The sequence below is a fragment of the Xanthomonas sp. WHRI 6106 genome, from assembly GCF_040202405.1.
Taxonomy (GTDB): Bacteria; Pseudomonadota; Gammaproteobacteria; order Xanthomonadales; family Xanthomonadaceae; genus Xanthomonas; species Xanthomonas cannabis.
Map to the genome: position 1 here is coordinate 176622 of NZ_JBEGFC010000003.1, position 12756 is coordinate 189377.

13 protein-coding genes are annotated in these 12756 nt (G+C 66.5%); 7 read left to right on the forward strand and 6 right to left on the reverse strand.

Translation table 11 applies throughout. From position 1 onward, the window contains the following. Window positions 1–562 precede the first annotated feature (562 nt). Window positions 563–1135 (forward strand): hypothetical protein, encoded by a 573-nt coding sequence (locus ABQZ09_RS06390; protein WP_039405829.1) that lies wholly within the window; start codon window positions 563–565, stop codon window positions 1133–1135. Window positions 1136–1308: 173 nt separating this feature from the next. Here ABQZ09_RS06390 and ABQZ09_RS06395 read toward each other — a convergent pair whose 3' ends face one another. From ABQZ09_RS06395 to ABQZ09_RS06410, 4 genes are all read right to left on the reverse strand, one after another. Next, entirely contained in the window at window positions 1309–1647 is a 339-nt protein-coding gene (locus tag ABQZ09_RS06395) for a hypothetical protein (RefSeq protein ID WP_228314844.1), read from the reverse strand. A gap of 82 nt (window positions 1648–1729) precedes the next feature. Next, complete coding sequence (locus tag ABQZ09_RS06400; RefSeq protein WP_039405823.1) at window positions 1730–2629, reverse strand: manganese catalase family protein; 900 nt, start codon at window positions 2627–2629, stop codon at window positions 1730–1732. A 130-nt stretch (window positions 2630–2759) separates the two neighbouring features. Beyond that, the gene (locus ABQZ09_RS06405; RefSeq protein ID WP_039405821.1) at window positions 2760–3266 is read right to left on the reverse strand and encodes a YciE/YciF ferroxidase family protein; all 507 of its coding nucleotides are present in this window, start codon (window positions 3264–3266) and stop codon (window positions 2760–2762) included. A gap of 220 nt (window positions 3267–3486) precedes the next feature. After that, on the reverse strand, window positions 3487–4038 hold the full coding sequence (locus tag ABQZ09_RS06410; protein WP_349776431.1) for a cysteine hydrolase family protein: 552 nt from the start codon (window positions 4036–4038) through the stop codon (window positions 3487–3489). Window positions 4039–4284: 246 nt separating this feature from the next. Here ABQZ09_RS06410 and ABQZ09_RS06415 point away from each other — a divergent pair, with 246 nt between their 5' ends. Then, the gene (locus tag ABQZ09_RS06415) at window positions 4285–4479 is read left to right on the forward strand and encodes a hypothetical protein (protein ID WP_039405970.1); all 195 of its coding nucleotides are present in this window, start codon (window positions 4285–4287) and stop codon (window positions 4477–4479) included. Between the two features lie 19 nt (window positions 4480–4498). Here the strand turns inward: ABQZ09_RS06415 and ABQZ09_RS06420 are convergent, their stop codons facing one another. Beyond that, the gene (locus tag ABQZ09_RS06420; RefSeq protein WP_349776432.1) at window positions 4499–5707 is read right to left on the reverse strand and encodes an FAD-dependent oxidoreductase; all 1209 of its coding nucleotides are present in this window, start codon (window positions 5705–5707) and stop codon (window positions 4499–4501) included. A gap of 279 nt (window positions 5708–5986) precedes the next feature. Between ABQZ09_RS06420 and ABQZ09_RS06425 the strand changes: the two genes are divergently transcribed. From ABQZ09_RS06425 to ABQZ09_RS06440, 4 genes are all read left to right on the forward strand, one after another. Next, window positions 5987–7285, forward strand: coding sequence for a sensor histidine kinase (locus tag ABQZ09_RS06425; protein ID WP_228314846.1), 1299 nt, complete (start codon window positions 5987–5989; stop codon window positions 7283–7285). Continuing rightward, window positions 7282–8058 (forward strand): LytR/AlgR family response regulator transcription factor, encoded by a 777-nt coding sequence (locus tag ABQZ09_RS06430; protein ID WP_228314847.1) that lies wholly within the window; start codon window positions 7282–7284, stop codon window positions 8056–8058. The genes ABQZ09_RS06425 and ABQZ09_RS06430 overlap by 4 nt, the downstream gene beginning before the upstream one ends. Window positions 8059–8109: 51 nt before the next feature. Continuing rightward, window positions 8110–8481 (forward strand): hypothetical protein, encoded by a 372-nt coding sequence (locus ABQZ09_RS06435; RefSeq protein ID WP_349776433.1) that lies wholly within the window; start codon window positions 8110–8112, stop codon window positions 8479–8481. A 174-nt stretch (window positions 8482–8655) separates the two neighbouring features. Next, window positions 8656–10251: an APC family permease gene (locus tag ABQZ09_RS06440; RefSeq protein WP_047694783.1), complete on the forward strand. Its 1596-nt coding sequence runs from the start codon at window positions 8656–8658 to the stop codon at window positions 10249–10251. A 184-nt stretch (window positions 10252–10435) separates the two neighbouring features. Here the strand turns inward: ABQZ09_RS06440 and ABQZ09_RS06445 are convergent, their stop codons facing one another. Next, window positions 10436–11035 carry a hypothetical protein gene (locus tag ABQZ09_RS06445; RefSeq protein WP_349776434.1) on the reverse strand — a complete coding sequence of 200 codons (600 nt, stop codon included), beginning with the start codon at window positions 11033–11035 and terminating at the stop codon, window positions 10436–10438. 477 nt (window positions 11036–11512) lie between these two features. Here ABQZ09_RS06445 and ABQZ09_RS06450 point away from each other — a divergent pair, with 477 nt between their 5' ends. After that, a complete protein-coding gene (locus tag ABQZ09_RS06450; protein ID WP_349776435.1) occupies window positions 11513–12439 on the forward strand; it encodes an oxygenase MpaB family protein in 927 nt (308 codons plus the stop codon). Window positions 12440–12756 lie beyond the last annotated feature (317 nt).

Sequence of the window (12756 nt, forward strand, 5' to 3'; positions counted from 1 at the left end):
CGTGTCAACGGGCGAGGGTGCAGCAACGCAGGTTATCTGAGCGACCGGACCGGCGGGATGCCGTGCGCGTCGTGGGCACCGGCTGCCTGCCTTGTTGTGTGGCGTTGCATGCGAACGCACGAGCGCGTGCGCATGCCGCAACCTGGCCATCGTGTTGCGCAGCCGAGGCCAGCGAGCGCTGCGGGCAAGGTCCGCGCAACGTTGGTGTGCGTCATTGCTGCATGTGCTGCACGTACTGCGCAGGGCGCTGCCGTTGTGTTCGGCGCTGCGGCGAAACAGCATGCAGCGCACCTTTGTGCCGACGTCCGGCAGATCCTGCAGCTGCCGCTCGCCAGAGCAGACTCTACTGCGCGAATCTGGCACACCTGCTCGCGGCAGGCGCGCTCGATGCGGAAAATCCTGCGCTGCGGTGCATATCTTGCGACCCATTCGCGCCTCGCAATGACTGCGTGCTGGGTGAAGCAGGCGCAAACGCTTGCACCGTCAACATCTGCGCCAGTCAAAAACTTGGCGCGCATTGTGCGTAAGAACTGTTGTCACCTGGATGCACAGTGGAGCAGTCATGATTACCCGCATTTTTCAGTTGTCCGCCCGTGTGGCGAGCAACGCGTGGGTCGAGGTCGGTGTGGGGGCCGATGCCGACATCCTGGTCGCCGATCGTGGTGGCAAACGCGAGGAGCGCGCCACCTTCGGACGGCGTCCGCCCGGCCAACAACGTTCGATCCATATGCAGGAGCCGGCCTGGTTGGGCGGTGTCGACCTGGCCATCTGGGAGACCCAGCGCTGCGCCATTCCGTTGTGCGGATTTGTCTGCACGGCCTCCGCCGATGGCACCACCGCAGCAACCTGGCTGAGCCCGGATGGCGGCGCGCTGTATGCGGCAGGCCTGCGCAATGTGATGGACATCGGCGGTCGTCTGCAGATGGGATTTTCGTTGTTGGTGGCCTCGTCGGCGAGCATGCCCACGCATCGTCCGCTCTGCATCGCTGGCGACGTGCGGTCATGGTTGCAGATGGGTGGCACCGAGGCCATGCGGCATCTGGCGCCGTGGCGGCTGGAGCGTTGCACGGCAGCGGCTGGCGTGCGGCCGGAATGGGCGAACGAGACACATCCGCCAGCGGAGGTGCGCGCGTGATCATGCCAATACGCAGCAATGACAAGGGGCCCGTCGGGCCCCTTCTTTATTGCGGTAATGCCTTGCAGTGAGACCTGCCACAGCGAGCTGTCATCACCAATAGCGATCCGCTTGGTCCTTCCAGGCGATGACGTCGCGCAATCGGTCCGAGCGCACGCGCATCGCGGCGCAGGCTACGTCTGCGACGTGTCGTCGTCGGTTTGCTCACGCGCCTGCTGCTGTGCGTCGATGTGCTGCTGCTTGCCATAGGTACCGCTCTGGCCAAAATTGGGCTGCGTGCTGCCATCGCGCTCGGCGTGCCCGTCGGGCTCGCCTTCGCCCAGACTGCCGCCATGGCCATGGCCGCGCTGCGTGAGTTCTTCCGGCTTACCGTCACGCGGCGGTGGCATGTCGCCTGTCTGCGACGCAGAGGGATCGGTGCGGCCGCGGCCATCTTCGGACGCGTCGGTTCCGCTGCCGCGGTAAGCCGATTGACGCGCGTCGTGCGTATCCAGTGTGGTCTTGTCGTTCATGCAAACTCCTGAAGAAGTGCCAATAAAAAGCCCGGGTCGCTGACGGCCCGGGCCGGGATGGGCGCGGTGGCGCCCATCAGGTCTAGCGCTGAATGTCGCCGGTGGTGGAGCCGGCACCCGGGCCTGCACCCAGGTCTGCACCGGTCACCCGATCCAGTTCCGGGTTCGACAGCAGACGCTGCGACATCGCATCCAGCGCAGCGGTCTGTGTCTTGTCCAGTGCCACCGTCGCCGAGCCATCGCCACCGTCCACTGCCGCCTGCTGTTCGCGGTCGGCCACCACTTCCCACTGCTCGCCCGCATTCCACGGGCCAACCATGTCGCCTTCGCCCTGCGAGGTGTTGTAGTACTTGTCGGTGAAGCGCGGGTCACCCGGCAACTTGCCCGGCGGGAAGTTGGGTTCGATCGAATACAGTGCCTTCTCGAACGACTTCTGGTGTGCCACTTCGCGCGTCATCAGGAAGCGCAACGCATCCACGATGCCCGGGTCGTCGGTGACGTTGATCAGGCGCTCGTAGACCAGCTTGGCGCGTGCTTCGGCGGCGATGTTGGAGCGCATGTCGGCGGTGGGACAACCGATGCTGTCCACATACGCCGCCGTCCACGGCACACCGCTGGAATTGACCAGCGCCGGGCCGCCACCATACAGAATCTGCTGAGTGTGGCTGGTGCTGTTCTGGGTCATGGAACGCATCTCCATGGCCTCTTCCATGCCTTCGGACAACACCGCCTTCGGCCCCTTGTTGAGCATGGCGATGATCGAGCCAATGATTTCCAGATGGCTGATTTCTTCGGTGGCGATATCGAACAACAGGTCCTTCCGGCCCGGATCGTCTTCACCCAGCGCCTGGGTGAAATAGCGCATCGCTGCGGCGAGTTCGCCTTGCGGTCCGCCGAACTGTTCGAGCATCAGCGTGGCCAGATCCGGATTGGGTTGGGCAACGCGGACGGTGTACATCAACCGCTTGTTGTGCATAAACATAGAGATGCTCCATGGCTGGCGCCCGGCAACTACAACCACTCAGGGAGCGGGCAGAAACGTGGGGCTTGGCTTTCGGGATGACCGCACGGGGCGGCAAACGCAGGGCGGCAGGGCCGCCCTGCGCGATGACTCAGGCCGCTTTGCTGGCCTTGGATGCCTTCTGATTGCCGCCCTGTTCTGCAAGCAGGGTCAGCTTCTCGTCGGTGGCTTTTTCTTCTTCCAGCGTGGCCAGCAGCAGCGGCAGCGCATCGGCATAGCCCAGCTGCTTGGCCATCGCGGCAATGGTGCCGTACGAGGCGATCTCGTAATGCTCCACCTTCTGCGCGCCGCCGATCAATGCGGCATCCCGCACTGGGCCGGCTTCGATTTCGTCGATGACTTCGCGGCTCTCTTCGACCAGGCCTTCCATTGCGGCGCACTTGATGCGCTTGAGCTTGATACCCAGCACCTCGACCACCTGGTCGATGCGTTCGATCTGGCCCTGGGTTTCTTCCAGATGGGTTTCAAAGGCCTCTTTCAGCTTCGGCTCGGTGGCAGCACGTGCAAGCCGCGGCAGCGACTTGGTCAGCTGCTTCTCGGCGCTGTAGATATCGGACAGTTCGTGGATGAAAAGCTCTTCGACAGTCTTGATCGCCATGGATGGCTCCTTTCGGTTGGTCAGAGGTTGAAACGCGGCACTTCACCGCTTGGCGGTGACGCCTGACTTGTTGTGCGCGTTCGAGAAGCGCGAGCACGATGACTGCCGTCAACTCGAAGCGTTGCTGCGTGATGGCTAAGCTAGTCCTGCGAGTGTTAGCGCGATTGGTGGAAACGGTGATCCCGATGCGATGCCGGCCTGGGCCGTGACGCGATGCGCGTCACCCAAGGGTGATCGAGCCGGAGCGTGCGAGGCTGGCGTGGAAGCCCTCCTGCAGCACGGTGCGTGCGCAGCTCTCGCGCGTATCGGTCTCGGCCGTCGTGCAATCACGTGGGACCGCGATGGACAGGCCGCGCGCAACGGCGTCGACGGCGGTGGCCAGCACGCACACGTCCAGTGCCACGCCGGTGATCACCACCTGGTCGACCTGCAGGTCTTTCAACAGGGGCGCCAGTGGCGTATGCCCGAACGCCGAATGCGTGGGCTTGAGCATCCGGTAGTCCTGCGGTTGCGGCGCGAGCAGCCGTGCGATGTCGCAACCGCGCGCGTCGGGCTGCGCAGCAAGGGCGATGATGCTCGGCAGGTCGGCGTGCCAGTCTGATACATTGTCGTTGATGTAGATCACCGGCCGCTGTGCCTGGCGGAAGCGCGCAGCCAGTGCGTGGATGCTGCGGGCCGCACCTTGTGCACGGTGTGCGAGCTGCTCGCCGCCGTCGAAGTCGAAGCGGTTGAACATGTCGATGATCAGCAAGGCCGGGCGTGACAGGCTCATGCGGCACCTCCGGCGCAACGCGGTGCGCTGGCGTTGTGTCGTGCGGACGTGGCTGCGTGCGTCGGCAGGGCCGTGCCTGCGTGCAGCGTGAGATCGAACACCATTGCGCGTGCACCTCATCATTGGGGATGTGGGCAGGCTATGCGCGCGGCGTACATCGGCAATGAACGTCTTGTCGAGGATATGTCTGCGCATGCCGCGCGCAGATGCGCTACAACCGTGTTTCCTTATGCCCGGGAGATGCGCATGACGCCACTGGATAAACCGCTACGCCGCGAGCTGCAGATCGGCGAGCAGGCCTATACGCTGATCATCGATCCGGACGGCCTGAAGCTGGTGGAGAAAGGCAAGCGCAAGGGCGTGACCTTGCGCTGGGACGCGCTGGTCAGTGGCGATGCGGCGCTGGCCACCGCGTTGCAGGCATCGCTGGGCGAAGCATGAGCCCGCCGCGCAATGCAGCTCAGCCCGATGCGAACAGGCGCGCCAATTCGCGTACCGCCGCTTCGGAGGCGGCCTGGTCCGGTGCGGCATCGGCATTGTTGAAGTCGTTGGCACCTTGCGACTGCACCAGCAGCCCGTCGCGCCGCGGCACCACGTTGAGATTGTGGCCGCGCCAGACCAACCCGTAGGTCACTTCCGGTTGCGGGATCAGGCGCGCGGTCTGCCCGCGCACCGGGATCACGCTCTCGTCGCCCAGCAGGGCGCGTGCGCCATAGCCGGTGGCGTTGATGAGGATCTTTTCACGCAGGTCGGCGAACTGGCGCGGACTGTCGAAGTTGCGCGTGACCAGCTCGCCGCCAGCCTGCAGGAAGTCCTGCAGCAACAGGCGTGCATAGGCGCTGATGTTGAAGGTCAGTTGGCTGTAGCGGCGCACGAACGGCACCGGAAACGGATGGCTGCCGGCAGCGACCGGTTGCGAGCGCGGGCCCAGATCGTGCAATAGCGTGCGTTCCAGCGCGGGATAGTCCGGCTCGTGCACCTCGGCCGAGGCGACCGGTTGGTCGAACGGCACATCCGACAAGGCGTAGCCATCGCGCCATTCGATCGGCTCGCCCGGCAGGCCCAGCAAGGTCTGGTATCGGCGAAAGGACATCCGCGCCATCTCCTGCCAGCGTGTCTTGAAATCCGTCGTGGCGTACTCACTGGTGCACACGCGCGAATCCGGCGACCACACGCCGGTGGCATAGAACGAGCGCACGTCCGGCAGGCGCTCGCGGGCATAGATGCGCACGCGCAGCCCGGCGCGTTGCGCCACCAACGCCGTGGTCAGCCCGATCGCGCCGCACCCGATCACCGCCAGCTCGCGCGCATCCGCATCGGCAGCACGCACCAACCGGACTGCGTGCTCGGCAGCACCCCACGACAGCGACCAGCCGCTGCCACCGTGGCCGTAGTTGTGCACCACCGTCTTGCGCCCGATGCGCTCGGCCTCGATGCGCGGGCCCTGCGCCCGGAACGGGCGCGTGCAGCCATCGATGGCGATGATGCGATCGACCGAGGCGCGGATCGGTACCAGTGCAGGTGCGGCGGCGAAGCGCAGCGGTGCGCCGATCGGCAGCGCTGCAGAGGGCAGTGCTGCGGCCGCCGGCGTGCGGCTCGCGGCCAAGCCACCGGTCGATGCAGCCGCAAGCGCCACGCCGGCGCTGCGCAGGAAGTGACGGCGGTCCATGCGACTCCTTACGATCTGATCGGGTGTGGGCGGCACGCTGCAGCGTGCGGCAACGCCGCTCCGCCCGGCATGATACGCGCGCTGGCGCGGCCGCACCGGATGACCCACACAGTGGCGCCGGCTGCGCACACCGGGCCTGCCATGCGGGTACGCCGCCGGGGTTCGTCGCCCGATCGCGGCACTTGAGGCGGCGCTGGCGGCCATTCGTCGCCTCGGGCGTTGGCGACGGCACGTGCCGGCTATGCTCGCTCCCGTCCCAGCCCTGCGAGTTGCCCGTCCGTGTCTGCCAGCGTCTTCCTAATCGTGCGCATCGTGTTTGCCTGGGCTGCCGCCTTGGTGGTGGCCGCCATCATGTGGGCGCAGCTGTTCGGTTCCACCGGGGCGTTCTTCGGCCTGATCTGCACCGTGCTGCTGACGCTGGCGTTGATGAGTTCGATCACGCATGTGCGACGCGTGCGGCTGATCGCCGGGCGGCTGGATCACGACACCTTGTCCACCCGCCAGCGGCGCCAGATCGAAGTGCCGCTGGATGTGCGGGCCAGCTTTGCGGTGGTGGAAGAGGCGGTGCGCGCCCTGCCGCGCGTGCAGGACATCGAATGCGCGCCGGGCAGCCTGCTGATCCGCGCCAAGATCCGGCGCATCGACCCGTACGAAGGGCGCCAGCCGTCGCGCTGGAATCTGTTCGCGCGCTTTGCCATCACCCACAACACGGTGCTGGTGACGATTGCGCCAGGGCAGGGCACCAGCAGCGTCACCGTGCTGTGCGAGCCCGACGCCGGTGCCTGGGTGGACCTGTTTGCGGTGGACGAGGGCAGTAACTTCGAAAACGCCGAGGCGATCAATCGCGCGGTGGTGCGCCGGGTCGGCGAGCAGCGTCGCGACGAACAGGCTGCGGCCGAGCAGTCGGTGATGGAGAAGGAACTGGCGGTGGCGCGGCTAAACCTGCTGCACGCCCAGGTCGAACCGCACTTTCTGTACAACACCCTGGCCAGCGCGCAGGTGCTGGCGCGTACCGACCCGCCACGCGCCGACATCATGCTCGGGCACCTGATCCAGTACCTGCGCAGCTCGCTGCCCAGCGCCGACGGCGCCATCTCCACCTTGGGCGAAGAACTCGAGCGCACCCAGGCCTACCTGGAGATCCTGCGCATCCGCATGGGCACGCGGCTGGCCCTGCAGGTGGAAGTGCCGTACGAGCTACGCGGTCTGCAGCTGCCCTCGATGATGCTGCAGACGCTGGTGGAAAACGCCATCAAGCACGGCCTGGAGCCCAAGCCCGGCGGTGGCACGGTGTGGATCCTGGCGCGTCGCCTGGACGACCACGCCACGCTGACCGTGGCCGACGACGGCCAGGGCTTCAACACGCACAGCCAGGGCACCGGCATCGGCCTGAAGAACCTGCGCGAGCGCCTGCAGCTGATCTATGCCGGCAAGGCGAGCTTTGCCATCGTGTCCAATTTTCCCAGTGGCGTGGCGGCCACCCTCACCCTGCCGCTGCCGGCGCAGCTGGTTGCGACGCGGTCGCCGCCGCCGTTGCCCGGCACCGCAACCGCACCCGCCCCGCAGGTGCAGGCATGAGCGCGCTGCGTGCGGTGATCGCCGAGGACGAGGCGCTGCTGCGGCAGTCGCTGCTGACGTTGCTGGGCGAGGTGTGCCCGCAGCTGCAGGTGGTGGGCGAATGCGAGGACGGTTCCGGCGCGCTGGAGACCATCGCCACCGAGCAACCGGATGTGGTGTTTCTGGATATCCGCATGCCCGGCCTCACCGGCATCGAGGTGGCGCGTGGCATGCGCGAGGTCAGCCCGCGCACGCAGGTGGTGTTCGTCACCGCCTACGACCAGTACGCCATCGATGCGTTCGAACACGGCGCGGTGGACTACCTGCTCAAACCGATCAGCCGCGAGCGGCTGCAGGCCACCTGGCAACGCGTGCAGCAACGTGCCGCCGCCGGCCAGCCGGACAGCAGCCTGCTGGAGGCGTTGTTGCAACGCCTGTCCGCGCGTCCCGCCACGCCCGCGGCCGCGCCGCCGCTGGCCTGGCTCACCGCCAGCAGCGGCCGCGAGACGCGTCTGATCGCGCTGGACGAGGTGGCGTATTTCCAGGCCGATCACAAATACACCACGGTGATGACCGCCGCCGGCGAAGCGCTCCTGCGCACGCCATTGCGCGAGTTGCTCGACGTGCTGGACCCGCAGGTGTTCAAGCAGATCCACCGCTCGACCATCGTCAACATGAAGGCGGTGGCCTCGGTGATCCGCGAGGACACCGGCAAGGGTCGCCTGGCGCTGCGCGGGCGCAGCGAGACGCTCACCGTCAGCCAGCCGTTCATGAGCCTGTTCCGCGGCATGTAACCCCGCCCATCCCCCATCCCCCATCCCGCATCGATACGAAGGACTGCCTCCATGCGCCTGATCGCCTCCCTGGTGTATTGCCTGCTCGCCCTGGCCGGTTGCCACGAACGCAACGGCACCACCTCGATCACCCGCGCCATCAGCGATGGCCGCGAGGTGATCTTCAGCAAGACCCTGGTCACCGCCACCGAAACCAACGTGCATTGCCTGGCCAGCAGCAGTGGCCGCTGCCACTACCTGATCTACGAGGAGCACTGCCCGCTGGCCACGGTTGCCGGCAACGTGCCGGCGCCGGCCTGCGTGCGCCGGACCCTGGACAGCTTTGCGCTGACGCCGGGCCAGGTCCGCGCAGTGCGTGGCATCCCGGCAGCGGCACACACCTGCGTGGATTCGAGTGTGCCCGGCGCCGATTGCCACGGCTGAGCCGCAGCGCGCAGCCTGCCTCTGGGGCGCCCGTGGGCCTGATGCGGCGTCTGGCACAGGCTGCCGCATAGCCGTTTCGAGACAAGCCTGAATACGCACTGACGATCAGCGGCCGCTTCTGCGATCATTGCCGGCTTGTTGCCGGTTCACGGCGCCCTCACTGCCAGGCTACTCATGTCCGAACACTCGTTGCGCCGCGACGTCGGCCCCTTTGCGCTCATGCTCACCGGGCTGGGCTCGATCATTGGTTCCGGCTGGCTGTTCGGCGCCTGGCGCGCGGCCGGCCTGGCCGGCCCGGGTGCGATCTGGGCCTGGATTCTGGGCGCGGCGATCATCACCACCATCGCGCTGTCGTATGCCGAGCTGGGCGCCATGTTCCCCGAATCCGGCGGCATGGTGCGCTACAGCCATTACTCGCATGGCTCGCTGGTGGGCTTCATCGCCGGCTGGGCCAACTGGATCGCCATTGTGTCGGTGATCCCGGTGGAAGCCGAGGCCTCGGTGCAGTACATGGCCTCCTGGCCCTGGGCGTGGGCGCAAGGGCTCTACGTGCAGGCACCTGGCGGGGCCGGTGAATTGTCGGTGCCAGGCCTGCTGATCTCGGCGGTGCTGGTGCTGGTGTACTTCTTCCTGAATTTCTGGAGCGTCAAGCTGTTTGCGCGCTCCAACACCTTGATCACCGTGTTCAAGCTGGTGGTGCCTGCGGCGACCGGCGTGGCGCTGATCGCCAGCGGCTTCCACAGCGAGAACTTCAGCGTGGGCATCCACGGCGATGCGCACGTGATCGATCTGGCCGCAGTGCTGACCGCGGTGGCCACCGCAGGCATCGTCTTCAGCTTCAACGGCTTCCAGAGCCCGGTGAACCTGGCCGGCGAAGCGCGCAATCCCGGGCGCAGCATTCCGTTCGCGGTGCTCGGTTCGATCGCGCTGGCCACGGTGGTCTACGTGATCCTGCAGGTGGCCTACATCGGCGCGGTGCCGCCGGACCTGCTGGCCAAGGCCGGCTGGCACGGCATCGATTTCCGCTCGCCGTTCGCCGAGCTGGCCATCATCGTCAACCTGCATTGGCTGGCAATGCTGCTGTACATCGATGCCTTCGTGAGCCCCAGCGGCACCGGCATCACCTACACCGCCACCACCGCGCGCATGGTCTACGGCATGGAAAAGAACGGCACCATGCCGGCCGTGCTGGGCAAGCTGCACCCGGTGTGGGGCGTGCCGCGCATGGCGATGTTCTTCAACCTGGCGGTGTCGTTCGTGTTCCTGTTCTTCTTCCGCGGTTGGGGCACGCTGGCCGCGGTGATCTCGGTGGCGACCATCATTTCCTACCTCACCGGGCCGATCAGTGCGATGGCGCTGCGCCGCCATGCGCCGGAGCTGCACCGCCCGCTGCGCATCGCCGCCTTGCCGGTGCTGGCCGGCGTCGCGTTCGTGATGGCCACCGAGCTGCTGTACTGGGCGCGCTGGCCGCTGACCGGCGAGATCATCCTGCTGATGGTCGTGGCCTTGCCGGTGTACTGCTATTACCAGGCCAAGCAGGGCTGGCCGGACCTGCGCCGTAACCTCAAGGGCGCGGCATGGATGATCTGCTACCTGCCCACCATCGCGCTGGTGTCCTGGGCTGGCAGTACCGACTTCGGTGGCCATGGCTACCTCAGCTACGGCACCGACCTGGCCGTGGTCGCCGCGGTCGGCGCGGTGTTCTACATCTGGGGCGTGCGCAGCGGCTGGCGTACCCCCTCGGTGGAGAAGGCGGTGGCGCAGGCGTGAGTGCTCACAGGTTCGGGTGCGCTGCCAGGAGCGGGCGCCCGTCAACCGGCTGGCAGTGACCGCTGGGACTCAACAAGAACGGCCGGTGCAGTGCGCACCGGCCGTTCTTGTTTGCAGCGGAATCAGTGCTGCAGGCAGCGCGTTTATTGGTCAGCGCGTCGCTGCATCGCCATCACGGCCCTGGTCAGGAATTGACCACCAGCCGTGGCGCGCCGTCGAAGCGGTCGAGGTCGCGCAGCAGTTCGGTATAGCGGCGCAGCCGGCCCATTTCGCGCATGTTGACGATGTCTTCGTGGCGCAGCTCGCGCTTGGAGGTCACTTCCTGCTTGTAACGCAGCACTTCCGGGTAGCGGCGGGTCATCTCCAGTGCGTCGGCAACGCATTCCACCGAGTCGGCGTCCGGCGTCACCCGGGCGCGGCTGTTGAAGGCGCGCAACCAGCGCTCGAAACCGGCGCTGTGGTCGAACAGGTCGGCGATGTACCACATGATGAACAGGATCGACACCCACGAAGTAAAGATGATGACGATGCGACTGAAGGTGAGGTGGTAGTCGTTCTGCCACAGCTGGTGCGTGATCACACCCAGCAGCACCAGCGAGATCGCCTGCCAGCCGATGATCGAGGCGATCACCCATTGCTTCTTGGCCACCTTGAGCAGATCGAGCTCTTCGTCGAGCTGCGCGTCGGTCTTGTCGCGCCAGTAGGCCACCTGCTCGTCGAAGGAGCGCCGATGGAGTGCATTGTCCTGCAATAGCAGGCCCAAACCCTGGAACAAAGCGATCATGACAAGCTCCTGACGGATGACTGGTACGAACGGCTTGCTGCAACGGCGGTTGCCGTGCCCTGGAGCGACCGGCGTGCCACTCGCGCGGCGCGCCGATGTCGGACGGCCCTAGTTCTAGCACTTTCGCCGTGCATGGCAATGCCCGAGGCGAACCGGTGGCCGCGAAATCCTGCGCACCTGCGCACAAAACGCTGAATTCAGGCGAATTCGGCGCGGCGGTGCTACATCGCGCATGTTCCGCTTGCCCGATCTTGTTGCACTGCACACCGGGTGATGCGGCAATCACGCGTTGCGGCGGATGTGGGCAAGCCGCACTGCAGGGTATCGTCGCGACGAAGTGCGCTATTTGCGTGGCGCACTCGCCGAGCCTGCTTCGGGCCGTATGGAGTTGATTCGCGCGCCACTGAACTGGTCGACGGCACCGAGCCGTGCCGGCACACTGACGTGGCGTTGCGACTGCCTGCGTATCATTGCGGCATGTCAGCTGCCCTGCGTACCCTCACCGCCCCCGCCGCCGAACAGATCCGCCGCTGGGTGCTTGGCGCGTTTCCGCGTGGTCAGAGCACCATCGAATACGACCAGCCGCTGGGCGACCCCGGCCTGTTTGGCCCCGACAGCGTGACCTGGCGCGTGCACTCCGAATTTCCCGGCATGCTGTCGGGCGGGTTATGCGCCTTGATGCTGCAGCTGCTGCACCCGCGCGCACTGGCCGGGGTCTATGACCACTCCAACTTTCGTGCCGACCTGGTCGGGCGGCTGCGCCGCACCACCAACTTCGTTGCCGGCACCACCTACGCGCCGCAGGCCGAAGCCGAGCAATTGATCGCACGCGTGCGGGGCATTCATTCGCATATCCGCGGCCATACCGCAGATGGCGTGCCGTACGAGGCCAACGATCCGGCGCTGCTGACCTGGGTGCACGTTACCGAGGCCTACGGGTTCCTGCAGGGCTGCCGCCGTTATTGCCGCGACGTGCCCACCGCGATTGCCGACCGCTACTACGACGAGGCGCGCCGCGTGGCCGACGCATTGGGTGCCCGTGACGTGCCCGCCAGCGAGGCCGAGGTGGACGCGTATTTTGCGTCGGTGCGTGGCGAGCTGCGCATGGACGCGCGCTCGCGCGAGGTGCTCGACATCCTCACCAGCATCCAGCTACCGGTGCCGGCTGCAGGCCTGTCGCGCGGCGTGTTTCTCGGTGCCGGTACCGCCCTGTTGCCGGGCTGGGCCAGTGACATGCTGGGCCGCACCGCCACGCAGCGTGTCCAGGCGCGGGCATCCGCGCGCGTGCTGCGCAGTCTGGCGCCGCTGTTCCGCACTGCGTTGCGCGACGGCCTCTCGGCACGCGCATGCAGGCGCATGCAGTTGCCCCCGGCGATGTTGCTGAAGTGGCCTGACAAGGCCTGATATACGGGGGCAGGGTCGGCTGAGCGTCCTATCGCGGCAAGCGAGGTGGCGTGTTCCAGGAGTGGCTGACACGCCTGCTGCAGAGTGGTGGAGCAGGTGCGGACGGAGTGTTTGGCGTGGAACACTGCTCATCGGAGCGTGCGAGCGGGCGTGTCGCTTTCGGGCGCCATCGGCAGCTGCGTTGCGGCGCCCGCGCGCGTGTGCGTGCAGGACTGGCGCACCGATGTATCGCGTTGTTGTCTAGCTTAAAAGCTGGGTGATATGCGTGGGCGGTAGCGTATGGCAACACCGTACCCTCACCCCAACCCCTCTCCCGG

Excerpts from the sequence above, each read along its gene's own strand:
- ABQZ09_RS06390 (WP_039405829.1), top strand. The coding sequence starts at position 563 with ATGATTACCCGCATTTTTCAGTTGTCCGCCCGTGTGGCGAGCAACGCG.
- ABQZ09_RS06395 (WP_228314844.1), bottom strand. The coding sequence starts at position 1,647 with ATGAACGACAAGACCACACTGGATACGCACGACGCGCGTCAATCGGCT.
- ABQZ09_RS06400 (WP_039405823.1), bottom strand. The coding sequence starts at position 2,629 with ATGTTTATGCACAACAAGCGGTTGATGTACACCGTCCGCGTTGCCCAA.
- ABQZ09_RS06405 (WP_039405821.1), bottom strand. The coding sequence starts at position 3,266 with ATGGCGATCAAGACTGTCGAAGAGCTTTTCATCCACGAACTGTCCGAT.
- ABQZ09_RS06410 (WP_349776431.1), bottom strand. The coding sequence starts at position 4,038 with ATGAGCCTGTCACGCCCGGCCTTGCTGATCATCGACATGTTCAACCGC.
- ABQZ09_RS06415 (WP_039405970.1), top strand. The coding sequence starts at position 4,285 with ATGACGCCACTGGATAAACCGCTACGCCGCGAGCTGCAGATCGGCGAG.
- ABQZ09_RS06420 (WP_349776432.1), bottom strand. The coding sequence starts at position 5,707 with ATGGACCGCCGTCACTTCCTGCGCAGCGCCGGCGTGGCGCTTGCGGCT.
- ABQZ09_RS06430 (WP_228314847.1), top strand. The coding sequence starts at position 7,282 with ATGAGCGCGCTGCGTGCGGTGATCGCCGAGGACGAGGCGCTGCTGCGG.
- ABQZ09_RS06435 (WP_349776433.1), top strand. The coding sequence starts at position 8,110 with ATGCGCCTGATCGCCTCCCTGGTGTATTGCCTGCTCGCCCTGGCCGGT.
- ABQZ09_RS06440 (WP_047694783.1), top strand. The coding sequence starts at position 8,656 with ATGTCCGAACACTCGTTGCGCCGCGACGTCGGCCCCTTTGCGCTCATG.
- ABQZ09_RS06445 (WP_349776434.1), bottom strand. The coding sequence starts at position 11,035 with ATGATCGCTTTGTTCCAGGGTTTGGGCCTGCTATTGCAGGACAATGCA.
- ABQZ09_RS06450 (WP_349776435.1), top strand. The coding sequence starts at position 11,513 with ATGTCAGCTGCCCTGCGTACCCTCACCGCCCCCGCCGCCGAACAGATC.